The organism is Paraburkholderia sartisoli (genome assembly GCF_900107685.1).
Classification (GTDB): domain Bacteria; phylum Pseudomonadota; class Gammaproteobacteria; order Burkholderiales; family Burkholderiaceae; genus Paraburkholderia; species Paraburkholderia sartisoli.
In genome coordinates this window covers 93,313-120,058 of record NZ_FNRQ01000005.1, presented here as the reverse complement: position 1 = coordinate 120,058, position 26,746 = coordinate 93,313, and the positions used below count along the sequence as shown (strand labels likewise).

Below are 26,746 nucleotides of genomic sequence, written 5' to 3'. Positions count from 1 at the left end.
GGTGGGCGAACGAAGAGAAAACCGCAGAAAACACGTGGCGTGGCGAGGATCGCACGGTGCCAGACATTGTAACGTGCGCGTCTCGTGCGCCTTCGCCTGTCGCGCGAATTCGGACCTCGGCCAAAAGGCCTAAGACGATTCCCGATTTATCTTAATCGCGATAGGTCCAGCGATTGGAAGGCGGTGACTTCGGCGCTGACGCTGCTGCGGCAAAAATCCTACCGACGCTCAGATGCGTGCTGAGAGGCCGCGTGGGCGCACGAGAACCGGATGATGCCGCGAAGACGCCATACGATGCCGTCGAGCTAAATTTATCGCACGAGGTTGTCAGTGGGCACGGGTCGCAACGGCACAATCTCGTGCATGCCCACCATCGAAGAGAAAACGGCTTTTGCCGAGCGTCTGAAATTCGCGATGAACCGCGCGCCGGAAAAACTGCGGGGCGGCACGGATCTCGCGCTGCATTTCAACCTGCGCCACCGCGGCGCTCAACCTGTCTCGCCGCAGACGGTTCACAAGTGGCTGAGCGCGCGCACGATTCCAACCAACGACAAACTGCAGACACTCGCCGAGTGGTTCAAGGTCGATCTGCATTGGCTGCACTACGGGCCGGCACCCGTGGAAGCGTCGCGCGCGGTGCCAGGGCCGTTGCCGCCCGCCAGTGCGACGGGGCTTTCCGCCGAGGCGCTGGAGTTGTCCGCGAAGATCGAGGCGTTGAAGCCGCATCACCGGTATCTGATCCACGAACTCGTCGCGCAGTTTTACGGCGACGCGTGTAACCGTTTGAGCGTTAAAAGCCCACCGCCGCCGCCAGGCGATTCGCGCTGATTCACGCGCCAGAATCGCGTAAAAAAAGCCGCCCGGCGCAAAAACCGGGCGGCTTTCTTCGTCAGCTTCGTCGTGAACGGCCGGCGTACCCACCGTTCACGAGGCTGGGCGTCAGGCGGCTTTCTTCGCGCCCTGACCCATCATGCGCGTGATGTAGTACTGCTGCGCGATCGACAGCACGTTGTTCACCACGTAGTACAGCACGAGGCCGGCCGGGAAGAAGAAGAACATGACCGAGAACGCGATCGGCATGAACATCATCATCTTGGCTTGAACCGGATCCGGCGGCGTCGGGTTCAGGCGCGTTTGCAGGAACATCGAGACGGCCATCAGCACCGGCAGGATGAAGAACGGATCCTGCTGCGACAGATCGTGAATCCAGAGAATCCACGGCGCGCCGCGCATTTCCACCGACGACAGCAGCACCCAGTACAGCGAGATGAACACCGGAATCTGGATCACGACCGGCAGACAGCCGCCGAACGGATTCACCTTCTCGGTCTTGTACAACTCCATCAGCGCCGAGTTCATCTTCTGCGGATCGCCCTTGAAGCGTTCGCGCAGCGCCTGCATGCGCGGCGTGATCGCCTTCATGCGCGCCATCGACTTGTAGCTCGCCGCCGACAGCGGGAAGAACACGGCCTTGATCAGCAGCGTCAGCAGGATGATCGACCAGCCCCAGTTGCCGACAAAGCTGTGGATCTTCTCGAGCAGCCAGAAGAGCGGCTTCGCGATGATCGTGACGTAGCCATAGTCCTTCACGAGTTCGAGGCCCGGCGCGACGCTTTCGAGCATGCGCTCTTCTTCCGGACCGGCGAAGAGACGCGACTGCACGTCGACCGACTGTCCCGGCGCGATCGTCGCGACCGGCTGCTTCACGCCGACGCGGTAGAGCGTCGGATCGATCTTCTCGACGTAGATGTCGCGCTTCGCGCCCTGCGTGGGGATCCACGCCGATGCGAAGTAATGCTGCACCATCGCGATCCAGCCGTTGTCGGCGGAAGACGCGAACGTCGCCTTGTTCTTGTCGATGTCGCTGAAGTCGATCTTCTGGAAGTGATGCTGTTCCGTGTAGACCGCCGGCCCCATGAACGTGTGCGAGAAGCGCGGCGTGTCGACCGGCTGGCTGTCGCGCACGAGTTCCATGTACAGCGTGGGCGTAACCGGCACGGTGCCGACGTTGACGATCTTCGTGTCGACGCCGATCACGTAGCTGCCGCGCGTGAACGTGTACGTCTTCACGACCTTCACGCCACCCTTCACCGGCGATTCGAAGCTGATCTGCATCGATTTCGCGTCGCCCGTCAGGTCATGCGGCTGGCCGGCGACCGGGGTGTAGATGTCGTTGTGGTTCGGGAAATCGCCGCCGAGCAGCCCCGTGCGCGCCAGATACGTGTGCGTCGCGGTGTGGTCGAACAGCGTGATGTACAGGTCGGGCTGCTTGCCGTCGCCTTCTTTCATGAGCGAAAGCTTCGACAGCGTGCCGCCACGCGTGTCGATTTCGCCGTCATAGACGTCGGTGTGGAAGTGGATCAGCTGGGCGGCCGCCTGAGTAGCGGGCGCGGGCGCGCCGCCCGGCGCGGCGCCAGCGGCTGCCTGCGGAAGCTCGGCGCCCGACGTGCCCGGCGTGGTCGTGCCCGGTGCTGCGCCCGGAGCGGTCTTCGTGGCCGACGTGTTCGGGAAGAACATCGACGGACGTCCGTGGTCGCGTTGCCAGTTGTCGAACAGCATGACCGCTGACATGAAGAAGATGACCCATAGGACGGTGCGTTTAATATCCATGCGTTGTCTCAGTGTCGATGGAACGGCGCGTCAGCGCTTTTCAGAAGTGGGAGGCGGGACGAGATCGATGCCGCCCGCGGAAAACGGATGGCAGCGGCACAGGCGCCTGGCGGCGAGATAAGTACCACGCGCGGCGCCATGATACTGGATTGCTTCGCGCGCGTAATCCGAACAGGAAGGGTAAAAGCGGCACCGGCTGCCGAGCAGGGGGCTCACGGCAACCTTGTAGAAACGCAGTAAAGCGAAAAGTACCGTTTGCATGGCAAGTGCGGCCAGAGTGCGCCGCGCTGTGTGGAGAAGCAACTGGCGCCTGCGCGCGGGCGTCATTCCGTCACGGGTGCGTCGGGCGTTGCGGGCGATTCGGCCGGCGGCGCCTGGCGGCGGGTGATTTCGCGAGCGGCCTTGTCGAGCAACGCTTCGATTTCGCTGCGGCACAGCGTTTTCAACGGTGGCGACGACGCAGCGGGCATCGCCTTCCGGTCGAACTTCGTGTGAAGCCGCAGCAGCACGTCCCAACCGCCGAACTCCGCGCGACGCAGCCGGAAAGCTTCACGCGCGATGCGGCGCACCAGATTGCGGGTGACCGCGCGCGGCGCATACTTCTTGCCGATCACGAGACCGAGGCGCGCTTCGTTGCCTGTCGGCCTGCCGTAGACAACGAAATGAGCCGACCGGCGCCACGGGCGCAAACGAAAAACGGATGAAAATTCATCCGTTTTCAGTAGCCTTGCGGCTTTGGGAAAGGCGGCTTGCGCTCGCAACGGAACCGAGCCCTGATGCGGCGCTCCTGCCGTTCCCGCAGCGCGGCTGACGTCGCGGGCTTCGGACACAGCGCGCAATGGTCGCAAACCTGCGCTTCAGCCTTAGATGGCGAGGCGCTTGCGGCCCTTCGCGCGGCGTGCGTTGATCACCTTGCGGCCACCGGCGGTCTTCATGCGGACGCGAAAGCCATGGGTACGCTTGCGACGGGTAACGGAAGGTTGGTAAGTACGTTTCATGTTGCTCTCACTTGACAGAGAAATAACCGCGCGAGCATCGCGGAAAGTGCAATGGCCGGTGGTTCAAAAATTGGTTTTCGCGGAACCCGCTATTTAAACCGGTTTTCTCTTGGTCGTCAATAGTTTAGAGCGGTGATCCCCAGGCTGGACACGGGCTCACCGCTTGATCGGACCCTGTGGATAACTCCCTTTGCGCGCGCTTTTGGCGGTAGAATCTCGCCTTACTTCCCAAAAATCATGCACGCCGCTCCGGCCCGCTTGCCCTGCCCAAACCCTTGTGGCACAAGCACCTGGAACCTGTCCGCTCGGCTGTACCGGGCCTTGTCGCGAAATTCGCGGTGGGGGCGGCCGCGGACCGCTGTGCTTAAAATTACAGCAACTCGATGAATGATTTCTGGCAACACTGTTCGGCATTGCTGGAGCGCGAGCTGACGCCCCAGCAGTACGTGACGTGGATCAAACCGTTGGCCCCGGTCGCCTTCGACGCCGCTGCAAATACCTTGCGCATCGCTGCGCCCAACCGTTTCAAGCTCGACTGGGTCAAGAGCCAGTTCTCGGGCCGGATCTCCGATCTGGCACGCGATTTCTGGCAGGCGCCGGTCGATGTCCAGTTTGTTCTCGATCCGAAGGCCGGTTTGCGTGCGCCTGCCGCGCCGCAGCCGTCGCGTCCCATGTCGCCGCAGATGAATTCCGGCGCCGCCGCCGTCGATGCCGCCGTGAGCGCCGTTCAGGCTGCACACGCCATGCGCGCCGGTAATGGCAGCGCCGCGCAGGCGGCAGCCATTCACGCGGCCGACGATCACGCCGATCTCGACCTGCCCAGCCTCGACGCCAACGAAGCCGCCGCTGCACGCCGCACGTGGCGTCCGGGTTCGGGCGCCGGCACCGGCAATGGCGAAACCGACTCGATGTATGAGCGCTCGAAGCTGAACCCCGTGCTCACGTTCGACAACTTCGTGACCGGCAAGGCGAACCAGCTGGCGCGTGCCGCGGCGATCCAGGTCGCCGACAATCCGGGCATCTCGTATAACCCGCTGTTCCTGTACGGCGGCGTCGGCCTCGGCAAGACCCACCTGATCCACGCGATCGGCAACCAGTTGCTGATGGACAAGGCCGGCGCGCGCATCCGCTACATCCACGCGGAACAATATGTGTCCGACGTCGTGAAGGCGTACCAGCGCAAGGCATTCGACGACTTCAAGCGCTATTACCACTCGCTCGACCTGCTGCTGATCGACGATATCCAGTTCTTCTCCGGCAAATCGCGTACTCAGGAAGAATTCTTCTACGCGTTCGAGGCGCTCGTCGCGAACAAGGCGCAGGTGATCATCACGAGCGATACGTATCCGAAGGAAATCTCGGGTATCGACGACCGGCTGATCTCGCGCTTCGATTCCGGCCTGACCGTCGCGATCGAGCCGCCCGAACTGGAAATGCGCGTCGCGATCCTGATGCGCAAGGCGCAGTCGGAAGGCGTGAGCCTGAATGAGGACGTCGCGTTTTTCGTCGCGAAGCATCTGCGCTCGAACGTGCGCGAACTCGAAGGCGCGCTGCGCAAGATTCTCGCGTATTCGAAGTTCCACGGCCGCGAAATCTCGATCGAAGTCACGAAAGAGGCGCTTAAGGACCTGCTGACGGTGCAGAACCGCCAGATTTCAGTGGAAAACATCCAGAAAACGGCCGCCGACTTTTACAACATCAAGGTCGCGGACATGTATTCGAAGAAGCGTCCGGCGAATATCGCGCGGCCGCGGCAGATCGCGATGTATCTGGCGAAGGAACTGACCCAGAAAAGCCTGCCGGAAATCGGCGAGCTGTTTGGCGGACGCGATCACACCACCGTGCTGCACGCGGTGCGCAAGATCGCCGACGAGCGCAGCAAGGATGCGCAGCTCAATCACGAATTGCACGTTCTGGAACAGACGCTCAAGGGTTAAACGCGGAATTGAGTGCGTGAGCGGCGCAATCCGCTCTGTTTATTGCTGAACTCGCCCCCATTTTAGTGGAGCGGTTCCGTTTTAAGGCACAATACAGGTTTAACCGCCCGGCGGCCGGGGGCGGATTTCACGCCGTGACTGGCGCAGCGTGGCGCCAGCCAGCGGGGGGCGGGGCCCACGCGCATCAAGCTGCCGGACGAGGCGCGCAGGCCGTCACATAACGAAGGAACTCTATGCAACTGGTCAAGACCGAACGCGATAACCTCCTCAGGCCGCTGCAAACCGTGAGCGGCATCGTAGAACGCCGCCATACGTTGCCGATCCTCGCCAACTTGCTGATTACCAAGAACGGCTCTGACGTGTCGTTCCTGTCGACGGACCTCGAGCTTCAGATCACCACGCACGCCGATTTCGGCGTCGGCGGCGAATCGGTTGCCACGACCGTCGCCGCGCGCAAGCTGCTCGACATTCTGCGCGCGATGCCCGACGGCCAGGTCACGCTCACCCTGAACGACAAGCGTCTCACGGTGCAGTCCGGCAAGAGCCGCTTCGCGCTGCAAACGCTGGCGGCCGACGAATTCCCGACCGTCGCCCAGGCTAAAGACTTCGGCGCGAATCTGGTGGTTCCCCAGAAGACGTTCCGCCAGTTGCTCGGCATGGTCCATTTCTCGATGGCGCAGCAGGACATCCGTTACTACCTGAACGGCATGTTGCTGGTAGTCGACGGCGACCAGCTGATGGCGGTTGCGACCGATGGCCACCGTCTGGCGTTTTCCTCGATGAAGATCGAGGGGTCGTTTCCGCGTCAGGAAGTGATCATTCCGCGCAAGACGATTCTCGAGTTGCAGCGTCTGCTCGAAGACATCGACGACACGCTGAAGATCGACATCGCGCCGACGCAGGTGAAGTTCACGTTCGGCCAGGTCGAACTGGTGTCGAAGCTGGTGGAAGGCAAGTTCCCCGACTTCCAGCGCGTGATTCCGAAAACGCACAAGAACAAGTTTGTGATCGGCCGAGAAGAATTGCAGCGCTCGCTCCAGCGCGCGGCGATTCTGACGTCGGACAAATTCAAGGGCGTGCGCTGCATCATCGAGCCGGGCCAGCTGAAGATCATGTCCACCAACGCCGATCAGGAAGAGGCGCAGGAAGAACTGGAAATCGCTTATACCGGCGACAGCGTCGATATGGGGTTCAACGTCACGTATCTGCTCGACGTGCTCGCGAACCTGAAGGTCGACATGCTGGAAGTGAGCCTCGGCGATGCCAGTTCCAGTGCGCTGATCACGATTCCCGAGAACGAGGAATTCAAGTACGTCGTGATGCCGATGCGCATTTAAAGCGTTCGACAACCAGATGACACCAAGGGGCGCAGTGCCCCTTTGGCGTTTTTATGGTGTTTTGAAAAGTCCCGAGCAGTAACAAGGCAGCAATGCAGCAGTAACGCAGAACCGGAAAAAATCCATGACTGAACTGAACAATTCGCAACCCGACAACAGCTACGGCGCCTCGTCCATTCAGATCCTTGAAGGTCTGGAGGCGGTGCGCAAGCGGCCTGGGATGTACATCGGCGATACGTCGGACGGCACCGGTCTGCATCACCTCGTATTCGAAGTGCTGGACAACTCGATCGACGAAGCGCTCGCGGGCCACTGTAACGACATCAAGGTGATCATCCACGCGGATAACTCGATCTCGATCACCGACAACGGCCGCGGCGTGCCGACCGGTCTCAAGATGGACGACAAGCACGATCCGAAGCGCAGCGCCGCGGAAATCGTGATGACCGAGCTGCACGCGGGCGGCAAGTTCGACCAGAACAGCTACAAGGTGTCGGGCGGCCTGCACGGCGTGGGCGTGTCGTGCGTGAACGCGCTGTCGGGGTGGCTGCGCCTCACGATTCGCCGCGACGGCAAGAAGCACTTCATGGAGTTCCACCGTGGCGTGCCGCAGAACCGCTTGATCGAAGAGATCGACGGCGTGGCTGTGTCGCCGATCCAGGTGGTGGGCGATACGGAAAATCGCGGCACCGAAGTGCATTTCATGGCCGACGAGACGATTTTCGGCAACGTCGAATATCACTACGACATTCTCGCGAAGCGCATTCGCGAACTGTCGTTCCTGAATAACGGCGTGCGTATCCGTTTGACCGACCAGCGCTCGGGCAAGGAAGACGATTTCGCGTTTGTGGGCGGCGTGAAGGGTTTCGTCGAGTACATCAACAAGACGAAGTCCGTGCTGCACCCCACGATTTTCCACGTGAGCGGCGAGAAGGACGGCGTGGGCGTCGAAGTGGCGATGCAGTGGAACGACAGCTACAACGAGAACGTGCTGTGCTTCACGAACAACATTCCGCAGCGCGACGGCGGCACTCACCTGACCGGCTTGCGTGCGGCGATGACGCGCGTGTTGAACAAGTACATCGCCGATCACGAAGTGGCGAAGAAGGCGAAGGTCGAGACGTCCGGCGACGACATGCGCGAAGGGCTTTCGTGCGTGCTTTCGGTGAAGGTGCCGGAGCCGAAGTTCAGCGCGCAGACGAAGGACAAGCTGGTTTCTTCCGAAGTGCGCGCGCCGGTCGAGGACGTGGTGGCGAAGGCGCTCGAAGAATTCCTGCTGGAAACGCCGAACGACGCGAAGATCATCTGCGGCAAGATCGTCGACGCGGCGCGTGCGCGCGACGCGGCGCGCAAGGCGCGTGAGATGACGCGGCGCAAGGGCGTGCTGGATGGCGTCGGTTTGCCGGGCAAGCTCGCGGATTGCCAGGAGAAGGATCCGGCGAAGTCGGAGATTTATATCGTCGAGGGTGACTCGGCAGGCGGCTCGGCGAAGCAGGGGCGTGACCGGAAGTTTCAGGCTATTTTGCCGCTACGCGGCAAGGTGCTGAACGTCGAGAAGGCGCGGTATGACAAGCTGCTTTCTTCGGAACAGCTCGTGACGTTGATTACTGCTTTGGGATGCGGTATCGGTAAAGAGGATTACAACCTCGACAAGCTGCGCTATCACCGCATCATCATCATGACCGATGCGGACGTGGACGGCGCGCACATCCGGACGCTGCTGCTCACGTTCTTCTATCGGCAGATGCCGGAGATGATCGAGCGCGGGTATATCTATATCGCGCAGCCGCCTTTGTACAAGGTGAAGGCCGGGAAGGATGAGCGGTATCTGAAGGATGCTGCTGATTTGAATGCGCATATGTTGAAGCTGGCTTTGAACGGCTCGGAGCTGCTGCCATCGGAAGGGGCGACGCCGATTGCTGGCGATGCTTTGGGTGAGCTGGCGCGTTCTTATTTGCTGGCGCAGGCTGTTGTGGATCGGTTGAGCCGGTTGTATGACGCTGGCGCGCTTGAGGCTGTGATGGATGGGGTTTTGATTGATCTCTCTAGCGAGGCTTCTACAGACGCGTCTGCCAGGGCGCTTGAGGCCAAGTTGCGGGATGACCCGCTGAAGCCTGAGGTGAAGGTGTCGTCGATGTATGACCCTGTTCGTGAGTTGCGCTCGCTTAAGGTTTCAAGGACGCATCACGGGAATCAGAAGGTTTCTGTTCTCGATGAAGAGTTTCAGCTGACTGCGGATTATCAGCAGCTTGTTAATACCGCTAATACGTTCAAGGGGTTGATTGGGACTGGCGCTGTTATCAAGCGTGGTGAGCGGAGTATGGCGGTTACCGACTTCAAGAGTGCTATGAAGTGGTTGATTGCGGATGCTGAGCGGAATGTTTCCAAGCAGCGTTATAAGGGTCTCGGTGAGATGAATCCTGGGCAGCTTTGGGAAACGACGATGGATCCGGCTGTGAGGCGTTTGCTTCGTGTGCAGATCGAGGATGCTATTGCTGCGGATGGGATCTTCACCACCTTGATGGGCGATGATGTTGAGCCGCGGAGAGCGTTTATTGAGTCGAATGCGTTGAGGGCGGGGAATATTGATGTTTGATCTTGTTCGCCGCGGTCGCCAAGCTGATGAAATCCCGCATCTTGGAAGGTCGCGCTCGCCTTCAGGGCGAGCAGCGACAGGCAGCGTAACCATGCAACCTTGAAGTTGCTAACTCGGGGCAGTTGAAGGGCAGATCAATAGATCTGTACTTCAATTACAGCCCTCCACTGCGAGACAACTGGCTCTTGAAGAATTTCCATCGCTCAGCAAGTGCCGCGCGATCGGGGCCGGTAGTTCCATTCGTGAACAGTAGTCGGCCTTCAAAAGATACATAGTCCGTCATTAGTAACGCAGGGTGCAGTGCAACAGCCATGCTGGCGGGGTCGACTGCCAGCAGCCCTAGATCGAAGAGGGTATGAAGGTCGCTACGTAAAAGAAGCCCATTATGAGCGCCATTTTCGTAGGTGAGAGCATAGGGGGTGATGTGGGCCGCTTCGACAAGACCCGGGAAGGTGCATGCGCTGATCTGGCAGGCGTTGCCATAGCGCCGGATGAGCCGCTCCCGGAATTGCGGCTGTCCTCGCCTCAGATTCACTTCACGCAGTACGCGTCGTCGCGTTTCGATGATCGACGTGGGCGCCTCAAGACCAGTATCATTTTGCGCCGCCCCGTCCGGCGCGATCGCGCTGGCGTAATCAACGACCAGCTGATGACAACCGCTATCGGTTCGGAGCCATTCCTCTATTCGGCCGAGATCGAGCTCCTTAATCGACATTTGGTCGCTCGGCCGCATGACTGCCTCATTCAAACGAGTCAGTGTCAACGTTGGGGGAGCCGGACGAAAGGTTCTGCCGTAGTGAGCCTCGAACGTACCGACAGTAACGGTCTGCCGCTCGGGCTCCTCAAACGTGTGTCGGTTTTTGCACGCCCACCGCGGCTGCATTGTTGCCCGCTCTTTGATGTTGGTGACATGGCAATGCGGACAACGAAGACGTTCCTTCGCACCTTGCTCAGAGAGGATCTTCTCGATCCGAGCAACACCGATGACATCGGAGCGGGATCGCAGAATGATCACGTCGTCTTCTGACACCTGCCGGTAGTTGGCGACATCACTGTCATAACGGTAAACCTCTTCCGGATTGTCCGCATATCCAGCGTTTCCTCCGTACTGCCGGGCACCGTCGATCGTGAGAAGTGACCATGCTCGCGGGCTCGCCATTACGCTCGTGGTCATTTCGCTCTCTTGGTTAATTGCTAGGTAAACGGCAATTTGCCCACGTTCTTGAGCGACTTATATCTTCTCCATTCAGCATTCTCAGCTAATTGACATAAAAACCAGTTCGCAGCGTCTTCATTCGGGAGCCTTGAGGAGGTAACGTCGGGTGCCTGATTGCTCGGGACACAGGCCGCCTGGCGTCATCGTGCTTAGTTGTTCGCCGAACAAAGCAAGGATGAAAACCCAGTTGTCCCGACAACGGATCGCGGGCAAAGGTTGGTTTTTGGGCAGATTCCTGTGCAGAACCTCAAGTCAGGGCTAGCTCGAAGGATGGTAAGCGAGGGGCGTCGGTCCAAGCATCGCTGCGGCGAATAACCCTCAGATTCACCGCAAATTTTGCGGCGAATAGCTTGCGGACGTGGCGATTGCACCGCATAATCTCCGCATGAAAAGCGGAGATTGGACCTATATCTGGCAGGACCCTGCTTGGCCGGAATGGCGGTACGACCTGTCGCGGGTTACGTCAGCCCTGACGGACGTAGCGCAGGCGCAGGGGCTACTGCTTGGCCGTCTGGCCGACGTCGGCGTGGCTCTGCGCGACCAGGCCAGCCTTGCTGCGCTCACCGAAGACGTACTGAAAACGAGCGAGATCGAGGGTGAACAGCTCAATGCGCAATCGGTACGGTCCTCAATCGCGCGTCGCCTGGGTGTGGACATAGGGGCGTTGGCTCCTGTCGACCGCCACGTGGAAGGCGTGGTCGAGATGGTGCTGGACGCCACAATCAACTGCGTCGGTCCGGTAACAGCCGACCGGCTATTCGCATGGCACGCAGCGTTGTTCCCGACCGGTTACAGCGGCATGTCCCGAATCGAGGTCGGCGTATGGCGCGACGATGCCAACGGCCCCATGCAGGTCGTGTCGGGGCCGATAGGCCACCAACGCGCCCATTTCGAGGCGCCTCCGGCCAGTCGCCTGAACGACGCGATGACGAGCTTCCTCAACTGGATCAACAACGATTCAGGTCAGCCCGCGCTCATCAAGGCGGGACTCGCACACCTCTGGCTCGTGACGCTGCATCCCTTTGGCGACGGTAATGGCCGCATCGCACGAGCGATCGGAGACTTGTTGCTTGCCCGCGCCGACGGCAGCCCGCAACGTTTTTACAGTCTCTCAGCGCAAATCCAGCGAGAGTGCAGCGCCTACTACGACGTTCTCGAACGCACGCAGAAAGGCTCGCTCGATATCACTGAGTGGTTGCTGTGGTTTTTGAAGACCCTGAATCGCGCGGTGGGAAACGCGCAACAAACAGTCGATGCGGTTCTCGCCAAAACGCGCTTCTGGCAGCGGTGGGCTGGAACGCCTTTGAACGAACGCCAGGTGAAACTGCTTAATCGACTGTTGGACGGCTTCGAGGGGAAATTGACAAGCAGTAAGTGGGCCGCGATCGCGAAGTGCTCCCAGGATACTGCGTTGCGCGATATCGGAGAGCTTGTCGTGCTTGGCGCATTGCGTAAATCCGCTGCGAGTGGCCGGAGTACAGCCTACGAGCTCATCAATTAGCGCTTGCCTCACAACGCGAACCCGGCGCCGCCGGGTTCGCTGATCACACCGATGTTCAGCCCACAAGCGTGATCACAAGCTTCCCACGCTGAACCTCGACCCGAATGCGGCTGTTAATTTGAAACCCGGCCTTTTCGAGCCATCGTCCCGCGAGACGAATCCAGGGCGCCGGCGGCAAATCCTTACGTGGGCGGTAGTAATCGTGGACGCTTCTAATCGGCCTCGGCCGTCTTTGTGACGAAATCGTCGCGAAGCGTTCGGTAACAGGCGCAACTGCTTTATGATTGGCGTCAGCCATAGTCAACTCCTTCGTTGAGTTGGTTGTGGTCAGCGGGCCGTATGGGTTGCCGCCCATACGGCCCGCGCTTCTTTTCCTTCCAGGTGTTCTCCGCCGTTCTATCAATCGGCTCGGTCGATGACGTTTAGTGAGTCATCCGATCTATTTTCACGCAGTGAAAATTCGCAAACAATATGCCGAACGGCCATCCGGCGGCAAGATCAGCCGGCATTTTGAGCTGGATCAACAGGAAACACCTCTCGCGCCCCAACCTCGCCCAGCGCTACCACCGCAGCCCTCAAAGCCGTCCTAACCCCTTCCTCAACCACAGGATGATAAAAAGGCATTTCCAACATCGCATCGACGGTGAGCTTCATCTGCAGCGCCCACGCCAGCAAGTGAGCGATGTGTTCAGCATCCGGCCCGATCCATTCCGCGCCGACGAACTGCCGCGTAGCCTTGTCGACATAAACATGCATTAACCCACGATTACGCAACATGATCCGGCTACGACCCTGGTCTTCGAAACTGACCTCACCGATCACGAACGAACCCGGCGCCAGATCAACAAACCGCGCACCAACCATCGCCACGCCCGGGTCTGAAAAAACCACCGAAATCGGAGCCCGCCGTCCCAGCGGCACAACATCTGGAAACCGCGCAGCATTCGTCCCAGCCGCCTTACCTTCATCGGCGGCTTCATGCAGTAACGGCAACACGCCATTCACATCCCCGGCGATAAACACAGGGGAAGCACCGGCCTGCAAAGTCAGCGGATCATAAACAGGCACGCCGTCCTTACCGACCTCAAGGGATGTATTCCCCAGCGCCAGCCCAGCCACATCAGGCCGCCGACCCGCCGCAACCAGCACATAATCAAACGTATCCTCAACCACCTGCCCAGAAGCAGAACCAGCACCAACCCCAGTCCGATACTGCATCCGCACGCTGTCACCTTCACGCGAAACCGCCTCCACCTCAGCCCGCGCGAAAAACCGGAACCCATCAGCAAACACCTTCTCCGCATAGGCCTTAACCTCAGGGTCCGTCAAAGGCCCAACCCGCCCACGCGCGCCGAGAACGGTCACATCCACCCCGAGCCGCGACAAAGCCTGCCCCAGCTCCAGCCCGATCACCCCAGCGCCCACAACAGCGACCTTCCGCGGAAGATCGTCCCAGGCAAAAACATCGTCATTCACAATCGCCCGGTCGCCCAGCTTCCGGTACATCTCCGGCACATACGGCGACGAACCGGTAGCAATCACCACACTGCGCGCACGCACCTGCGTGTGATTACCGACCTGCAACAACCCATCATCGATAAACCGCGCGTAACCGGTCAACCGGTCCACTTCCGGAATCCCCTCGGTACTCTCGACCACAAAACCCACGAAGCGGTCACGCTCGCTTTTCACCCGCGCCATCACCTCACGCCCATCGATACGGATAGTCCCGTCGACATGCACGCCAAACGGCGCCGTCCGCGCTGCGGCATGCGCTGCCTCAGCCGCCGCGATAAGCAGCTTCGACGGCATACATCCCACACGCGCACACGTCGTCCCATACGGCCCGCCTTCGATGAGAATCGCGGACGCGCCTGCCGCCTTCGCCGCGCGGTACGCCGACAACCCGGCACTACCGGCGCCAATAATCGCAACATCGGTTTGAACTGTTTTCATGACATCCTCAATGGGTAGCGCATATGGCCGACAACCGCTCACAACCCCCGTCCACAAGACGTGGACACCGGCTCCAACGGCCCGCGCCCGCCTCAAGTAAAATCGGCTGGCAATTGCATGAGGTCACTCTACGTCGGCGCGCGCCCGGCAGTAACCCTCAAACGACGCATAAACATGCTCAAGCGGCTCATATGGATCTGTTAAGTCGACTCCTTTCCCTGATGCCCGTCACCGGACGCCTCGACGTGCGCTGTCACTTCGGCGCGCCGTGGGCCATCAGCCAGGAAAAGTCGGGTGTCCGCGAAATTCCGTATCACGTGCTGCTCTCCGGCAGCGCGGTGGTCGAAGACGGCACCGGTCCACTGGAGCGGCTCTTCCCCGGCGACATCATCGTGTTTCCAGCCGGCGACGCCCATCGCATCCACGACGGCAGCGGCGAGACGCCCATACAGCCCGCATCGCGTCAGGCGGTCTCATCGGTGGTGATGGAGAACGGCGGCGAGGGCGCATCGGCGGACATCCTCTGCGGCCGCTTCCTGCTCGGCGCGGTCCCCGACCGGTTATTGCGCGATCACCTGCCGGGACGCCTGATCGTCCGCAGCGCGAACGCGCGCAACACGGGCAACGCGCATGGCGACGCAGGCGAATCCACCCAGTCGACGGCGAACTCGCGTCTCACACGCCTGATCGAATTGATGAGAGAAGAAGCCACCGACGACGGGCCGGGCAGCGAAACGCTCGTGAGCCATCTCTCGGCGGCGTTGTTCGCGCTGACGCTGCGCTTCGCGAGCGAACTGTCGGCACCGCCGCACGGGCTGCTCGCGCTCGCGGGCCGGCCGCGGCTGCAGGCGGCCGTCTCGGCGATGTTCGAGACGCCCGGCGAGCCGTGGACGCTCGATCAGCTCGCGTCGCTCTGCAACATGTCGCGCGCGACGTTCGTGCGACAGTTCCAGGAAGCCATCGGCCGCTCGGCCACCGACGTGCTCACCGAAGTGCGCATGACGATCGCCGGCCGCGCGCTGCTGCAATCCGCCACGCCGGTTGCCGAGATCGGCGAAGCGGTGGGCTATCAGTCGGAAGCCGCGTTCCAGCGGGTCTTTAAACGACAGATCGGCGTGACGCCGGCGCGCTGGCGCTCTTCCGGCGGCAACATCCGCGCGGAATAACCAACGACGCTGGCAAGGACCGTTGTTCTTTCAAGCGACGTGACGCACACGGCGCGTTCTCACGCATGTCAAACCGCCTGATCCTTGCCGATTTCCGGTAACACCATCGATTAATGGCGCTCTACCATCGGCCGATGGACATCTGCTTGCGGCCCACACAAGCCCATGGTGTACTTCAACTTTCAGATGGCGATCTGTCTCGTGTCCTTCTACCGGCACTTTCTGCCGACGCGTCGTCAGCATGAAGTCGCACCGGCGAACGCCCTGCTCGAAGACTGACGCGCCACGCAAAGCCGCTGCTTCCGGGCAACGGCGATGGAGCAACGGAAGATGAGCTATACGGAGACCATCGGCAGCCGTACGTACCGGTTCGCCGATCTGAAAACCCTGCTGGCGAAGGCGAGCCCGCTGCGCTCCGGCGACCAGCTCGCCGGCATCGCGGCGGCAAGCGAGGAAGAACGCGTCGCCGCGAAGATCGCGCTCGCAGCGGTGCCGTTGCGCACGTTTCTGAACGAAGCGGTCGTGCCGTACGAAAGCGACGAGGTTACACGTCTCGTCATCGACGATCACTCGCCCGAAGCGTTCGCCGAAATCGCACATCTGACGGTCGGCGATTTCCGCAACTGGCTGCTCTCCGGCACGACGGATACCGCCGCGCTCACGCGAATCACGGCGGGCCTGACACCGGAGATGGTCGCCGCGGTGTCGAAGCTGATGCGCAATCAGGATCTGATCGTGGCGGCGCGCAAGCGTCCGGTGGTGACGCGCTTTCGCAATACCGTCGGCTTGCCCGGACACATGTCCGTGCGCCTGCAACCGAATCACGCAACCGATGACGTCAAGGGCATCGCGGCGTCGATGCTCGACGGCCTGATGTACGGTTGCGGCGACGCGATGATCGGCATCAATCCCGCCACCGACAGCCTCGCCGCCATCACCACGCTGCTGCACATGGTCGACGACTTCCGCCAGCGCTATCGGGTACCGACGCAGTCGTGCGTGCTCACGCACGTCACCAGCACGATTGCCGCGATAGAGAAGGGTGCGCCGGTCGATCTCGTGTTCCAGTCGATCGCGGGAACGGAGAAGGCGAACGCGGGTTTTGGCATCACGCTTGCGCTTTTGCAGGAAGGGTATGAGGCGGGGTTGTCGCTCAAACGCGGAACGGTCGGCGACAACCTGATGTATTTCGAAACCGGGCAGGGCAGCGCGCTTTCGGCGAACGCGCATCACGGCGTCGACCAGCAGACGTGCGAAGTGCGCGCGTATGCCGTCGCGCGCAAGTTCAATCCGTTTCTGGTGAACACGGTGGTCGGCTTTATCGGACCGGAGTATCTGTACGACGGCAAGCAGATCACACGCGCCGGTCTCGAAGATCACTTCTGCGGCAAGCTGCTCGGCGTGCCGATGGGCTGCGACATCTGCTATACGAATCACGCGGAAGCCGATCAGGACGACATGGACAACCTGCTCACGCTGCTGGGCGTTGCCGGCGTCAATTTCATCATGGGCGTTCCCGGCGCCGACGACGTGATGCTCAACTATCAAAGCACGTCGTTCCACGATGCGCTGTACGTGCGCGATGTTTTAGGCCTGCGTCGCGCGCCGGAATTCGAAGAATGGCTGGAGTCGATGCAGATCGCCGATACGCGCGGCGCGCTCTTGAGTGCATCGCTTCGCCAGCCGCTACTGCAAGGCGCCAAAGATTGGATCGGAGCCGACCTCGCATGAGCGACTTCCTCGAAAAGAATCCATGGAACGCGCTGCGCGAATTCACGAATGCGCGTATCGCTCTGGGTCGCGCGGGAAACAGTCTGCCGACCGCGCCGCTGCTGGCATTCGATCTCTCGCACGCGCAGGCGCGCGACGCCGTGCATCATCCGCTCGACGCCGATGCCTTGCATGAGCAACTGCGCGCGCATGGGTTCACGTCGCTCGATGTGCATAGCGCGGCGCCCGATCGCGAGCATTATCTGCGTCGTCCGGATCTTGGGCGGCGTTTGTCCGACGAGAGCCGCGAAGCGCTCGCGCGCGTCACGATCGATCCGCCCGACGTCGTGTTCGTCATCGCCGATGGTCTTTCCGCGTTCGCTGCGTCGCGACAGTCGTTGCCTTTACTGCAGGCCGTCTGCGCGCGGCTTTCAGACTGGAAAATCGGCCCCGTTGTGGTGGCGCGCCAGAGCCGCGTCGCGCTCGGCGACGAAATCGGTGAACTGCTGAAGGCAAAACTGGTGGTGATGTTGATCGGCGAGCGGCCGGGCCTCAGTTCGCCGGACAGCCTCGGCATTTATCTGACATGGGCGCCGAAAACCGGTTGCACGGACGCGCAGCGCAACTGCATTTCAAACGTGCGCCCCGAAGGACTTTCATACGATGCCGCCGCACACCGACTGCATTATCTGCTGACGCATGCGCGTCGCCTCGGGTTGACCGGCGTCGGCCTTAAAGACGAAAGTGATGCCTTGCCAGGAACAACCGCAGCGACGGCAGCGGTCCCGGCGCCGCCGTCTGCCTGAGAGAAAACACCTTTAATCACGCATCGGCGCGCGCAACCGGATGCTTTTCGAGCCACGCGTTTTCCGCATCCTCGAAGAGGCGCGAACGCGTAAGAAAGCGCATCCCGGTCGGACGTTCAAGCGAAAACATGCCGCCGTTGCCCGGCACGACGTCGATGATCAACTGCGTGTGCTGCCAGTATTCGAACTGCGATTCGCTCATGAAGAACGGCACACCGGCAATCTCACCGAGCCGCACGTCCGAGCTGCCCACCATGAACTCCGAAGCAGGAAAGCACATCGGTGCGCTGCCGTCGCAACATCCACCCGACTGATGAAACAGGATCGATCCATGTTCGGCGCCGAGTTTATGGATCAACGCTTCCGCGGCGGGTGTTGCGATCACACGTGCTACTCCATCGTCTGCCATGACGTCACTCCAGTGAAAAAAAGGGCGAACCGCAACGTGCGGCTCGCCCACGGGAGCGTCGAGCTCAGAAGAAGCCCAGCGGCTTCTCGCTGTAGCTGACGAGGAGATTCTTCGTTTGCTGGTAGTGATCGAGCATCATCTTGTGATTCTCGCGTCCGATGCCTGACTGCTTGTATCCACCAAATGCCGCGTGGGCCGGATACGCGTGATAGCAGTTCGTCCACACGCGTCCAGCCTGAATCTCGCGGCCAAAGCGATAGGCGCGTGTGCCGTCGCGCGTCCAGACGCCTGCGCCGAGGCCATAGAGCGTGTCGTTGGCGATCTCCAGCGCTTCATCTTCATTCTTGAACGTCGTGACGGAGACCACCGGCCCAAAGATCTCTTCCTGGAAGATGCGCATCTTGTTGTGGCCTTTGAACACGGTCGGCTTCACGTAATAGCCTTTGCTCAGTTCGCCGCCCAACGTGTTGCGCTCGCCGCCGATCAGACATTGGGCGCCTTCCTGCTTGCCAAGATCGACATACGACAGGATCTTTTCAAGCTGTTCCTGCGAAGCCTGCGCGCCGATCATCGTTTTCGTGTCGAGCGGATGGCCTTGAGTAATCGCCGCCACGCGCTTGAGCGCGCGCTCCATGAACCTGTCGTAGATCTTTTCGTCGACGAGCACGCGCGACGGACACGTACACACTTCGCCCTGATTCAGCGCGAACATCGTGAAGCCTTCGAGCGCCTTGTCGAAGTAGCTGTCGTCGTGATCCATCACGTCGGCGAAGAAAATGTTCGGGCTCTTGCCGCCGAGTTCGAGCGTCACGGGGATGATGTTCTGGCTCGCGTACTGCATGATCAGCCGGCCCGTCGTCGTCTCACCCGTGAACGCGATCTTGGCGATGCGCTTGTTCGACGCCAGCGGTTTGCCCGCTTCGAGACCAAAGCCGTTGACGACGTTCAACACGCCAAGCGGCAGCAGGTCATGAATCAGTTCGAGCAGCACGAGAATCGAGGCGGGCGTCTGTTCCGCGGGCTTAAGCACGACGCAGTTGCCTGCGGCGAGCGCCGGCGCGAGTTTCCACACCGCCATCAGGATCGGGAAATTCCACGGAATGATCTGGCCGACAACGCCTAGCGGCTCGTGAAAGTGATACGCGACGGTGTCTTCGTCGACCTGCGAGATCGAGCCTTCCTGCGCGCGCACGCAGCCCGCGAAATAGCGGAAATGATCGATCGCGAGCGGGATGTCGGCCGCCATCGTTTCGCGCAGCGGCTTGCCGTTGTCGATCGTTTCCGCGACGGCGATGCGCTGCAGGTTCGCTTCCATGCGATCGGCGATGCGGTTCAGGATGTTCGCGCGCTCGGTCGTTGACGTTTTACCCCACGCGACCTTTGCGCGATGCGCGGCGTCGAGCGCGAGTTCGATGTCGGCTTCGCGCGAGCGCGGAATCGACGTGAACGGCTCGCCGGTGATCGGCGAGATGTTATCGAAATACTCGCCGCCAACGGGCTTTACCCACTCGCCGCCGATGAAGTTCGCATACTGCTTCTTGTACGGGAATTCGGTGGTCAGAAACTGCATCTCTGCATGGTTCATCAGTGTGCTCCTCACATGTGTGATCGTTTATCGTCGGTGCGCTCTTCTGCACGCCGCGAACCGGATACGCCAGAAGCGTGCCAATGGCACAACCGGCGGAATTCACACATGTACATGGGCACTGCGACGGCGCATGGTGTCGAACCGATGCTTCGCGGTTCAGGTCGATGCGTCAGTCCTGAACACACAGGGGGACACCTGTTCAGGACTTGAACACAGGGGAGCGCTGCTTTTGTGACACCTTTTCAGCCGCGCTGAACAGCAAGGGGCATGCATCGTTTGGTGATTCCCCATTCGCAGGCGGATCCGCATGCCCAGTGGTGAACGGAAACGTGCCGTCGGGCGCGTCTGTTCATCGCTGGTGTGGCCTGGTACGCGCGACCGGACCTTATGCACGCATTCCAGACTGGCTCTGCGATGCAACCAGCAATGGTTTCTGGTCACACTTGCAAACGCACCAGTCAGAGCTCAACGCCTGCGTACGACCGTTGACACCTGTATTCGGCACGCGCCTGTCGACGCAAAGAATCCAACCCATCGCGTTGCATTTCGGACACCATACCTGGTCGCCTTCGTATGCCAGTGCGCGACCATTAAGAAAGTCTTCGCGTGAACTGGCATGTACCCGCCCGCTGTGGTCGTGTCGCCGTCGCAGATGTCAAAACGTTGACTCATCGTAAATTTCGCTGAAACTAATGGTGATGCGTTGAAAAACCGTCTCTTTACCGGAGTTACGTTGTCTCAGCGTAGGGCACAAAATGCCACTGCTGGAACTCTGGATCGAACAAGGCAAGCTGCCTGCAATCTTTCGGGTCTCCGTGCGTTAGCTCGAGTGAGTCCATGGCCTGTTCTGCAATCACCTGTCGGCGCAGACCGGTCCAGTTCGGAATGTTCCGTGCCGTTTCTTGCCACGCATAAAGACCCGCGAGTTCACGAAACCGGGTGTATTCCGCGAGCATGATTTCATCGACTTCGAACCCGGATCGATCAAGCGCCCAATGGTGCATGACTTGACAACATCTGCCGAATGCGCCGCCCGGCCGCGCGAGAATCCGACCATCGATCGCAGGCCATCCGAGGTGTATGTCGGCAATAAGCCCGTGACCGTCATGCTCGCGAAACAGGCCCTCTTCGAACTGAGACGCGGCCATGACCTGATGGGGCCACCCGTGCCTCGTGTAGTGGGCCGCTTCGATAACGGCATCGAATGGCGACAGAAAACATGTGACTGCGCGACCGAGCCCGGTTCTTTCTGTATCGACGCACCAATCGCCATTTTCGTCTTTGAAGAGCAGGATGTAGGCCGGCACGACACTGAAAAACGACTGTGCATTGCTTTCACGCTGGGTGGAAGATGTCAAGACCGATCTCCATCATTCGAATGACTTATAAAGTCGTGAATTTAGTAAAGATAGAAACCTTGTCTTGCCATACAGTCCTTTTTTTCCTCGTGAAGCCGGGAGGCCGCCAACTTGCAATTTTCTACTATGTAAAAATTCCAGATTGGATCACCTTTGCTGGATGCCTTATCTGCCAACTTATCAATGAATTTATTTCTATCTCCAGCCTCATAGAATTTTGAAACAATGTCTACGGCATGGAAGAACTCGTCCATACCTGATCCACTATCCAGATACTGCAATTCCTTTGTCCTAATTTTGGTAAGATTATCAAGGCAGGTCCATTTCTCTATTCCTGCTTCCTCACCCGGGTTGGTGGCATCATACGTTGCTTGGCAAGATTTTTCCTTGTATTGAATCCATTCTCGTTGAGAATTTATAAGCATGTCCTTGTTTCGACCTGAAAACTTGGAAAAGAGGGTCTTATATTTGATGTTCAACTGAACATCTGACGATTCGAAGTTGCTTTTTGCACATGCTTCAAGTTCACGAGTCACGTTACTATTGCATAGTGAACCGGCCGTCGTTGCACTTGAAAATATCGATAAGAAAAATATGAGGCCAATATTTTTTTTCATGAGATCACTTCCAGCAATTACAATTCATTCCCTTTTCGAATAGGCTCGCTTCGTTCTCGCGACGAGTTACCAGGCCATTCTGTCCAGTTCCAATCCATAGTGATTTCATGGCTCGCCACTGAACTGGCACATCTGCCAGATTATCGGAAACGATATCGCCTCTGATTGCTCTCATGTGTGCTCTAGTCTTTTGATGAGGCTTATGTCTGAGTTGTGCGCGGGGTGAGGCAGCCAATGTGCGGCTCGATAACAATCTCGTAGCTGCTCAGATCCACCGTGGTCTTTGTGTGCGAGAAGCGTGTGATACGCCCCCAGAACACGCGTGGCTCGCTACCATCCTCGGGCACCATCCTGAATCTTGCTTCATGTCCCAGGATCACGTCCCGTTTCAGCCTCTGCAGATGTGTAGCGACGAGATTGATGCGGTACGGCTGTCCCATCTTTTCGACGATACGAAAGGACACGACCGAAATATCATTGATTCTTTCTTCGCCCAGTACTTCGAGGTGGTAGGGTTGCCGTCCGGTTACCGCTGCCCATCCATCAATTCGCCTACCTGCCTCATCCATTCCGGTCATCGTTTTTCATCCCGTTATCAGCGCGTCTTAACACGGCTTCGCCATGGCGAAAACCTGTTCGTATTGCCAGGCACTGCGCACGCAGCCCAGCAGCCGCCAGTGCGAGCGTGGCGCAAAAAAGGGACGGTTGAAACCAGATTTATCTGAAGAATTGTTGACTCGATTTCCCTGGCGCGGGAAACCGGGGGAAGACGTCAACCCGCCAAGGGAGCGGGCAAGTTCACTGGCAGCGAAAACCTGCGCTGCGGGCGCAACGGTGTCCCGACGCAAACGGTCTGCGTTGGCGTTGCGACCCAGTGTGTCCAGTTTTTTGATGGTGATATGAGACAGGCGGTGATTCAGCCGCCTCCTTGCAAACCTCGTTCAAGCCCCGGCCACCGGACCTTGCGCGTACATCAGCGAACCAGGCGTCGTCAGCGTTTCCCCTGTTTCGAGCAGCGTCTTGAGGCCCGAAAGGATCATCGGCCATCCGCCATACAGCTCGGGGTTGGCCTCGTCACGCAGCTGATCGTGCGTCACCGTCAGACGACACGAATCCGCGACCTGCTGGATTTCCCACGTGACGCGCGACGTGCCCTCGCTCTTCACGTCGTCGCTCCACAGCGCGCGAAAGCTCTGCACGAGTCGCCTCGGTGGATCGATCTCCAGGTTTTCGCCTTCCAGAATCGCGCTGTGAGCCGCGGAACCCGCGGCCGGCTGGCCGCCGCTCACGCCTTCGTAACGCGAACCCGGCGTCCAGTCCGAACTGATCTGAAGCCCGAACGTGTATTTCGCCCGCATTGCCTTGCTGGTGATCGCTTCCCACAGGCGTTCCGGCGTCGTCTTGATGTAAATCTCGAACACTTTTTCCATCGTCCTGTCCTCCAGTTGATGTTTCAGCCCGCTCAGGGTCGCGGCCCACGGTGCGGCGTACTTGCTCACCCAGCGGTCGTAGATCAGCTGGATCGGGACGGCGTTCAGAAAGTGCCGCTTCTCGCGCCCCTGACGACGGGCGACGACAAGCCCCGCCTCTTCCAGCAGCTTCAGGTGCTTCATCACGCCGAAGCGCGTCATCGGCAGCCGCGCTTCGAGCGCGCTCAACGTCTGTCCGTCTTCCTTGAACAGCTCGTCGAGCAGGCTGCGGCGCGTCGGATCGGCCAAAGCTCTAAAAACGTCATCCATGCTTCCCACAATAGGTGACCATATGGTCACGTGTCAAGGCGTATCCAGGCCAATTGCACACGATTCTTCCCGTGATCCGGGTGCTATTTGTGGTCTATTACGGAGAACGCGGCGTCGCGGCGGGCGAAACCGGGCGAACGGAATCCGTTTCGTGCGACACTGCCGGGCTTTCGATATAACGCACCACGAAATCCGCGCTGCCCTGGCTTCGCACACGTGGCAAGCCTCAACAGACAGCCGGATCAGGCGGGAGAATCAACGATGTTTACGTGCAGAAACCAGTCATGCGGCGCCCAGTGGGAAACGTCCGACGTCATCATCAAGAATGAAGGGCAAGGGCTGCTGTTCCGCTGCCCGATGTGCGGCGCGCGCAATTACGTCGAGCGCTTCGACGCGGACGATGGAACGATCGTCTACGAGCAGATCGAAGGCCGTCCGCTTTCGTAAGCCGACGCACGCGCAACGACCCTCAGGCAAAACACATGACCAAGCCCACTCCCGCCCCTTTCAGCCAGCTGCCGCTGCCGCCCGCGATGCTGGCCAACCTCGCGCAGCTCGGCTATCTGGAGATGACGCCGATCCAGGCGGCCAGTCTGCCGGTCGCGCTCGCCGGCCAGGATCTGATCGCGCAGGCGAAAACCGGCAGTGGCAAGACGGCCGCGTTCACCCTCGCGCTGCTCGCGCGCCTCGACGTGCGCAACTACGCGGTGCAGTCGATGGTGCTCTGCCCGACGCGGGAACTCGCCGACCAGGTCACACAGGAAATCCGCCGTCTCGCGCGCGCCGAGGAAAACGTGAAGGTGCTGACGCTATGTGGCGGCACGCCGATGCGTCCGCAAACCGCGAGCCTCGAACATGGCGCGCACATCGTCGTCGGCACGCCGGGGCGCATCATGGATCACCTGGAGCGCGGCAGCCTCGATCTGAAGGCGCTCAACACGCTCGTCCTCGACGAAGCCGATCGCATGCTCGACATGGGCTTCTTCGACGACATCGCGACGGTCGTGCGTCAATGTCCGAAAGAGCGTCAGACGCTGCTGTTTTCCGCGACGTATCCCGAGGGCATCGGCAAGCTGAGCCAGCAGTTCCTGCGCAATCCGAAGGACGTGAAGCTCGAGGAGCGTCACGACGACAGCAAGATCCGTCAGCGCTTCTATGAAGTGACGGAGAACGACCGCCTGCATACCGTCGGCCTGCTGCTGAACCACTACCGCCCGGTCAGCACGATCGCGTTCTGCAACACGAAGCAGCAATGCCGCGATCTGCTCGATGTGCTGCGCGCGCAGGGTTTTCATGCGCTCGCGTTGCATGGCGAGCTCGACCAGCGCGAACGCGACCAGGTGCTGATCCAGTTCGCGAACCGTAGCTGTTCCGTGCTCGTCGCCACCGATGTCGCGGCGCGCGGCCTCGACATCGCACAGCTCGAAGCGGTGATCAACGTCGACGTCACGCCCGATCCGGAAGTACACGTACACCGCATCGGCCGCACGGGCCGCGCGGATCAGGACGGCTGGGCGTTGAGCCTCGCGAGCATGAACGAGATGGGACGCGTCGGCAGCATCGAGCAGGCGAAGGGGCGCGAAGTCGAATGGCATCCCGTCTCCGAGCTGAAGCCGGCGAGCAACGCGCCGCTTTTGCCGCCGATGGAAACGCTGCAGATTCTCGGCGGCCGCAAGGAAAAGATCCGTCCGGGCGACGTGCTCGGCGCGCTGACCGGCGACGCGGGTTTTGCCGGCTCGCAGATCGGCAAGATCAACGTAACGGAATTTTCCACCTACGTGGCGATCGAGCGCGGCGTGGCGAAGGACGCGCTTCGCAAGCTCAACGCGGGCAAGGTGAAGGGCAAGAAGGTCAAGGTCCGTCTGATGGACGAAGACTGAGGCCTGTCGCGGCGTCGGGCGACGCCATGACGTAAACGCATGCCGCGCATGACAAACTTTCGATTGTGGCTGCGTATTGGTTGATGCCTAATCGGCAGCAACAGGATGGGATTGCCGCACGAGCGACGTCCCGTCGATACGCTGTCCGATGGAGGAACCCTCATGCAGAGCGCCTTGCAAGCCCGCTCGAAACTGCCCGACGTGGGCACGACGATCTTTACCGTCATCGGCCAGCTGGCCGCCGAACACAACGCGCTGAACCTCTCGCAGGGCGCGCCGAATTTCGCGCCGGACGCGAAGCTCGTCGATGGCGTCGCGCAGGCCATGCGTGACGGTCATAACCAGTACGCACCGATGGCCGGTATCGGCGCGCTGCGCGAGGCGCTGTCGAACAAGGTCGAGCAGCTGTATGGCGTGTGCTACGACCCGACGTCGGAAGTGACCGTCATCGCGAGCGCGAGCGAAGGCCTCTATTCGACGATCAGCGCGCTCGTGCATCCGGGCGACGAGGTGATCTACTTCGAGCCCTCGTTCGACAGCTACGCGCCGATCGTCCGTCTGCAGGGCGCAACGCCGGTGCCGATCAAGCTCTCGCTCGAACACTTCCGCGTGAACTGGGACGAGGTCTCCGCCGCGATCACGCCGAAGACGCGCATGATCATCATCAACACGCCGCACAATCCCACCGCGACCGTTTTCAGCGATGCCGACATCGAGCGCCTGCGCGCTGTCACGCGCAACACGGATATCGTGATCCTCTCCGACGAAGTGTACGAACACGTGATATTCGACGGCGCGAAGCATCAGAGCATGGCGTGCTATCGGGACCTCGCAGAACGCAGCGTGATCGTGTCTTCGTTCGGCAAGTCGTATCACGTGACGGGCTGGCGCGTCGGCTACTGTCTCGCGCCCGCCGCGTTGATGGACGAGATCCGCAAGGTACACCAGTTCATGGTGTTCTCCGCCGATACGCCGATGCAGTACGCGTTCGCCGATGCGCTTGCGCACAAAGAAAGTTACCTCGGCCTGTCCGCGTTTTACCAGAAGAAGCGCGATCTGCTGAAGGAAGCGCTGCGCGAATCGCGCTTCGAACTGCTGCCGAGCGAAGGCAGCTTCTTCATGCTCGCGCGCTTCCGCGGATTCTCCGATGAACGCGACAGCGATTTCGTGCTGCGCCTGATTCGCGACGCGCAGGTCGCGACCATTCCGCTCTCCGCGTTTTACACCGACGGCACCGATTCCGGCCTGATCCGCCTGAGCTTCTCGAAGGACGACGCGACGCTGATCGAAGGCGCCCGCCGCCTCTGTTCGATCTGAGGGGT

General features: G+C 60.3%; 25 protein-coding genes. 11 read left to right on the top strand and 14 right to left on the bottom strand.

Annotated features, from left to right (window positions below):
• Nucleotides 1–363 precede the first annotated feature (363 nt).
• Nucleotides 364–828, top strand: coding sequence for a transcriptional regulator (locus BLV45_RS16445; RefSeq protein ID WP_090535285.1), 465 nt, complete (start codon nt 364–366; stop codon nt 826–828).
• Between the two features lie 111 nt (nt 829–939).
• Here BLV45_RS16445 and yidC read toward each other — a convergent pair whose 3' ends face one another.
• The 4 genes from yidC to rpmH all read right to left on the bottom strand — a co-directional run bounded on the left by yidC (nt 940) and on the right by rpmH (nt 3,608).
• Nucleotides 940–2,610 carry a membrane protein insertase YidC gene (yidC, locus tag BLV45_RS16440; RefSeq protein WP_090534976.1) on the bottom strand — a complete coding sequence of 557 codons (1,671 nt, stop codon included), beginning with the start codon at nt 2,608–2,610 and terminating at the stop codon, nt 940–942.
• 30 nt (nt 2,611–2,640) lie between these two features.
• Nucleotides 2,641–2,871 (bottom strand): membrane protein insertion efficiency factor YidD, encoded by a 231-nt coding sequence (yidD, locus tag BLV45_RS16435; protein WP_133661444.1) that lies wholly within the window; start codon nt 2,869–2,871, stop codon nt 2,641–2,643.
• A 62-nt stretch (nt 2,872–2,933) separates the two neighbouring features.
• A complete protein-coding gene (gene rnpA / locus BLV45_RS16430; RefSeq protein ID WP_407671024.1) occupies nt 2,934–3,449 on the bottom strand; it encodes a ribonuclease P protein component in 516 nt (171 codons plus the stop codon).
• A 24-nt stretch (nt 3,450–3,473) separates the two neighbouring features.
• The gene (gene rpmH / locus BLV45_RS16425) at nt 3,474–3,608 is read right to left on the bottom strand and encodes a 50S ribosomal protein L34 (protein WP_004198824.1); all 135 of its coding nucleotides are present in this window, start codon (nt 3,606–3,608) and stop codon (nt 3,474–3,476) included.
• Between the two features lie 383 nt (nt 3,609–3,991).
• Here rpmH and dnaA point away from each other — a divergent pair, with 383 nt between their 5' ends.
• The 3 genes from dnaA to gyrB all read left to right on the top strand — a co-directional run bounded on the left by dnaA (nt 3,992) and on the right by gyrB (nt 9,478).
• On the top strand, nt 3,992–5,545 hold the full coding sequence (dnaA, locus tag BLV45_RS16420; protein WP_090534971.1) for a chromosomal replication initiator protein DnaA: 1,554 nt from the start codon (nt 3,992–3,994) through the stop codon (nt 5,543–5,545).
• Nucleotides 5,546–5,778: 233 nt separating this feature from the next.
• The gene (dnaN, locus tag BLV45_RS16415; RefSeq protein WP_090534969.1) at nt 5,779–6,882 is read left to right on the top strand and encodes a DNA polymerase III subunit beta; all 1,104 of its coding nucleotides are present in this window, start codon (nt 5,779–5,781) and stop codon (nt 6,880–6,882) included.
• A 124-nt stretch (nt 6,883–7,006) separates the two neighbouring features.
• The gene (gene gyrB, locus BLV45_RS16410; protein ID WP_090534967.1) at nt 7,007–9,478 is read left to right on the top strand and encodes a DNA topoisomerase (ATP-hydrolyzing) subunit B; all 2,472 of its coding nucleotides are present in this window, start codon (nt 7,007–7,009) and stop codon (nt 9,476–9,478) included.
• A gap of 154 nt (nt 9,479–9,632) precedes the next feature.
• On the opposite strand, the gene BLV45_RS16405 is transcribed toward gyrB, so the two are convergent.
• Nucleotides 9,633–10,652 (bottom strand): HNH endonuclease, encoded by a 1,020-nt coding sequence (locus tag BLV45_RS16405; RefSeq protein WP_090534965.1) that lies wholly within the window; start codon nt 10,650–10,652, stop codon nt 9,633–9,635.
• Between the two features lie 427 nt (nt 10,653–11,079).
• Between BLV45_RS16405 and BLV45_RS16400 the strand changes: the two genes are divergently transcribed.
• Nucleotides 11,080–12,195, top strand: coding sequence for a Fic family protein (locus tag BLV45_RS16400; RefSeq protein ID WP_090534963.1), 1,116 nt, complete (start codon nt 11,080–11,082; stop codon nt 12,193–12,195).
• Nucleotides 12,196–12,250: 55 nt separating this feature from the next.
• Here the strand turns inward: BLV45_RS16400 and BLV45_RS16395 are convergent, their stop codons facing one another.
• Both BLV45_RS16395 and BLV45_RS16390 read right to left on the bottom strand, forming a co-directional pair.
• Nucleotides 12,251–12,493: a SymE family type I addiction module toxin gene (locus tag BLV45_RS16395; protein ID WP_090535283.1), complete on the bottom strand. Its 243-nt coding sequence runs from the start codon at nt 12,491–12,493 to the stop codon at nt 12,251–12,253.
• A gap of 200 nt (nt 12,494–12,693) precedes the next feature.
• Nucleotides 12,694–14,151, bottom strand: a complete 1,458-nt coding sequence (locus tag BLV45_RS16390; RefSeq protein WP_090534961.1) for a dihydrolipoyl dehydrogenase — start codon at nt 14,149–14,151, stop codon at nt 12,694–12,696.
• Nucleotides 14,152–14,342: 191 nt separating this feature from the next.
• Here BLV45_RS16390 and BLV45_RS16385 point away from each other — a divergent pair, with 191 nt between their 5' ends.
• The 3 genes from BLV45_RS16385 to eutC all read left to right on the top strand — a co-directional run bounded on the left by BLV45_RS16385 (nt 14,343) and on the right by eutC (nt 17,833).
• The gene (locus BLV45_RS16385; RefSeq protein WP_090534959.1) at nt 14,343–15,317 is read left to right on the top strand and encodes an AraC family transcriptional regulator; all 975 of its coding nucleotides are present in this window, start codon (nt 14,343–14,345) and stop codon (nt 15,315–15,317) included.
• A 330-nt stretch (nt 15,318–15,647) separates the two neighbouring features.
• Nucleotides 15,648–17,048 carry an ethanolamine ammonia-lyase subunit EutB gene (locus BLV45_RS16380; protein WP_090534957.1) on the top strand — a complete coding sequence of 467 codons (1,401 nt, stop codon included), beginning with the start codon at nt 15,648–15,650 and terminating at the stop codon, nt 17,046–17,048.
• Nucleotides 17,045–17,833, top strand: coding sequence for an ethanolamine ammonia-lyase subunit EutC (eutC, locus tag BLV45_RS16375; protein WP_090534955.1), 789 nt, complete (start codon nt 17,045–17,047; stop codon nt 17,831–17,833). The genes BLV45_RS16380 and eutC overlap by 4 nt, the downstream gene beginning before the upstream one ends.
• A 16-nt stretch (nt 17,834–17,849) precedes the next feature.
• On the opposite strand, the gene BLV45_RS16370 is transcribed toward eutC, so the two are convergent.
• The 7 genes from BLV45_RS16370 to BLV45_RS16340 all read right to left on the bottom strand — a co-directional run bounded on the left by BLV45_RS16370 (nt 17,850) and on the right by BLV45_RS16340 (nt 23,544).
• Complete coding sequence (locus BLV45_RS16370) at nt 17,850–18,242, bottom strand: DUF779 domain-containing protein (RefSeq protein ID WP_090534952.1); 393 nt, start codon at nt 18,240–18,242, stop codon at nt 17,850–17,852.
• A gap of 64 nt (nt 18,243–18,306) precedes the next feature.
• Nucleotides 18,307–19,827, bottom strand: a complete 1,521-nt coding sequence (gene adh / locus BLV45_RS16365; RefSeq protein ID WP_090534949.1) for an aldehyde dehydrogenase — start codon at nt 19,825–19,827, stop codon at nt 18,307–18,309.
• A 388-nt stretch (nt 19,828–20,215) separates the two neighbouring features.
• Nucleotides 20,216–20,482 (bottom strand): PAAR domain-containing protein, encoded by a 267-nt coding sequence (locus BLV45_RS16360; protein WP_407671035.1) that lies wholly within the window; start codon nt 20,480–20,482, stop codon nt 20,216–20,218.
• A gap of 76 nt (nt 20,483–20,558) precedes the next feature.
• Nucleotides 20,559–21,188, bottom strand: coding sequence for a hypothetical protein (locus tag BLV45_RS16355; RefSeq protein ID WP_090534946.1), 630 nt, complete (start codon nt 21,186–21,188; stop codon nt 20,559–20,561).
• A 41-nt stretch (nt 21,189–21,229) separates the two neighbouring features.
• Nucleotides 21,230–21,805, bottom strand: a complete 576-nt coding sequence (locus BLV45_RS16350) for a lysozyme inhibitor LprI family protein (protein WP_090534943.1) — start codon at nt 21,803–21,805, stop codon at nt 21,230–21,232.
• Nucleotides 21,806–22,005: 200 nt separating this feature from the next.
• The gene (locus tag BLV45_RS16345; RefSeq protein WP_143130436.1) at nt 22,006–22,383 is read right to left on the bottom strand and encodes a contractile injection system protein, VgrG/Pvc8 family; all 378 of its coding nucleotides are present in this window, start codon (nt 22,381–22,383) and stop codon (nt 22,006–22,008) included.
• A 363-nt stretch (nt 22,384–22,746) separates the two neighbouring features.
• The gene (locus BLV45_RS16340) at nt 22,747–23,544 is read right to left on the bottom strand and encodes an ArsR/SmtB family transcription factor (protein ID WP_090534937.1); all 798 of its coding nucleotides are present in this window, start codon (nt 23,542–23,544) and stop codon (nt 22,747–22,749) included.
• 261 nt (nt 23,545–23,805) lie between these two features.
• Between BLV45_RS16340 and BLV45_RS16335 the strand changes: the two genes are divergently transcribed.
• The 3 genes from BLV45_RS16335 (at nt 23,806) to BLV45_RS16325 (ending at nt 26,741) form a co-directional block, all read left to right on the top strand.
• The gene (locus tag BLV45_RS16335) at nt 23,806–23,991 is read left to right on the top strand and encodes a hypothetical protein (RefSeq protein WP_090534934.1); all 186 of its coding nucleotides are present in this window, start codon (nt 23,806–23,808) and stop codon (nt 23,989–23,991) included.
• A gap of 35 nt (nt 23,992–24,026) precedes the next feature.
• On the top strand, nt 24,027–25,424 hold the full coding sequence (gene dbpA, locus BLV45_RS16330) for an ATP-dependent RNA helicase DbpA (protein WP_090534931.1): 1,398 nt from the start codon (nt 24,027–24,029) through the stop codon (nt 25,422–25,424).
• A 162-nt stretch (nt 25,425–25,586) separates the two neighbouring features.
• Nucleotides 25,587–26,741, top strand: coding sequence for a pyridoxal phosphate-dependent aminotransferase (locus BLV45_RS16325; protein WP_090534928.1), 1,155 nt, complete (start codon nt 25,587–25,589; stop codon nt 26,739–26,741).
• Nucleotides 26,742–26,746 lie beyond the last annotated feature (5 nt).

What these genes read in the sequence shown, in the direction of transcription:
- BLV45_RS16345 (WP_143130436.1), bottom strand. Translation starts at nt 22,383, where the DNA reads ATGACCGGAATGGATGAGGCAGGTAGGCGAATTGATGGATGGGCAGCG.
- rpmH (WP_004198824.1), bottom strand. Translation starts at nt 3,608, where the DNA reads ATGAAACGTACTTACCAACCTTCCGTTACCCGTCGCAAGCGTACCCAT.
- yidC (WP_090534976.1), bottom strand. Translation starts at nt 2,610, where the DNA reads ATGGATATTAAACGCACCGTCCTATGGGTCATCTTCTTCATGTCAGCG.
- BLV45_RS16350 (WP_090534943.1), bottom strand. Translation starts at nt 21,805, where the DNA reads ATGAAAAAAAATATTGGCCTCATATTTTTCTTATCGATATTTTCAAGT.
- BLV45_RS16325 (WP_090534928.1), top strand. Translation starts at nt 25,587, where the DNA reads ATGCAGAGCGCCTTGCAAGCCCGCTCGAAACTGCCCGACGTGGGCACG.
- BLV45_RS16400 (WP_090534963.1), top strand. Translation starts at nt 11,080, where the DNA reads ATGAAAAGCGGAGATTGGACCTATATCTGGCAGGACCCTGCTTGGCCG.
- yidD (WP_133661444.1), bottom strand. Translation starts at nt 2,871, where the DNA reads ATGCAAACGGTACTTTTCGCTTTACTGCGTTTCTACAAGGTTGCCGTG.
- BLV45_RS16370 (WP_090534952.1), bottom strand. Translation starts at nt 18,242, where the DNA reads ATGGCAGACGATGGAGTAGCACGTGTGATCGCAACACCCGCCGCGGAA.
- BLV45_RS16405 (WP_090534965.1), bottom strand. Translation starts at nt 10,652, where the DNA reads ATGACCACGAGCGTAATGGCGAGCCCGCGAGCATGGTCACTTCTCACG.
- dnaN (WP_090534969.1), top strand. Translation starts at nt 5,779, where the DNA reads ATGCAACTGGTCAAGACCGAACGCGATAACCTCCTCAGGCCGCTGCAA.
- BLV45_RS16395 (WP_090535283.1), bottom strand. Translation starts at nt 12,493, where the DNA reads ATGGCTGACGCCAATCATAAAGCAGTTGCGCCTGTTACCGAACGCTTC.
- BLV45_RS16340 (WP_090534937.1), bottom strand. Translation starts at nt 23,544, where the DNA reads ATGGATGACGTTTTTAGAGCTTTGGCCGATCCGACGCGCCGCAGCCTG.
- BLV45_RS16390 (WP_090534961.1), bottom strand. Translation starts at nt 14,151, where the DNA reads ATGAAAACAGTTCAAACCGATGTTGCGATTATTGGCGCCGGTAGTGCC.
- eutC (WP_090534955.1), top strand. Translation starts at nt 17,045, where the DNA reads ATGAGCGACTTCCTCGAAAAGAATCCATGGAACGCGCTGCGCGAATTC.
- dnaA (WP_090534971.1), top strand. Translation starts at nt 3,992, where the DNA reads ATGAATGATTTCTGGCAACACTGTTCGGCATTGCTGGAGCGCGAGCTG.
- BLV45_RS16445 (WP_090535285.1), top strand. Translation starts at nt 364, where the DNA reads ATGCCCACCATCGAAGAGAAAACGGCTTTTGCCGAGCGTCTGAAATTC.
- dbpA (WP_090534931.1), top strand. Translation starts at nt 24,027, where the DNA reads ATGACCAAGCCCACTCCCGCCCCTTTCAGCCAGCTGCCGCTGCCGCCC.
- BLV45_RS16385 (WP_090534959.1), top strand. Translation starts at nt 14,343, where the DNA reads ATGGATCTGTTAAGTCGACTCCTTTCCCTGATGCCCGTCACCGGACGC.
- adh (WP_090534949.1), bottom strand. Translation starts at nt 19,827, where the DNA reads ATGAACCATGCAGAGATGCAGTTTCTGACCACCGAATTCCCGTACAAG.
- BLV45_RS16335 (WP_090534934.1), top strand. Translation starts at nt 23,806, where the DNA reads ATGTTTACGTGCAGAAACCAGTCATGCGGCGCCCAGTGGGAAACGTCC.
- BLV45_RS16380 (WP_090534957.1), top strand. Translation starts at nt 15,648, where the DNA reads ATGAGCTATACGGAGACCATCGGCAGCCGTACGTACCGGTTCGCCGAT.
- gyrB (WP_090534967.1), top strand. Translation starts at nt 7,007, where the DNA reads ATGACTGAACTGAACAATTCGCAACCCGACAACAGCTACGGCGCCTCG.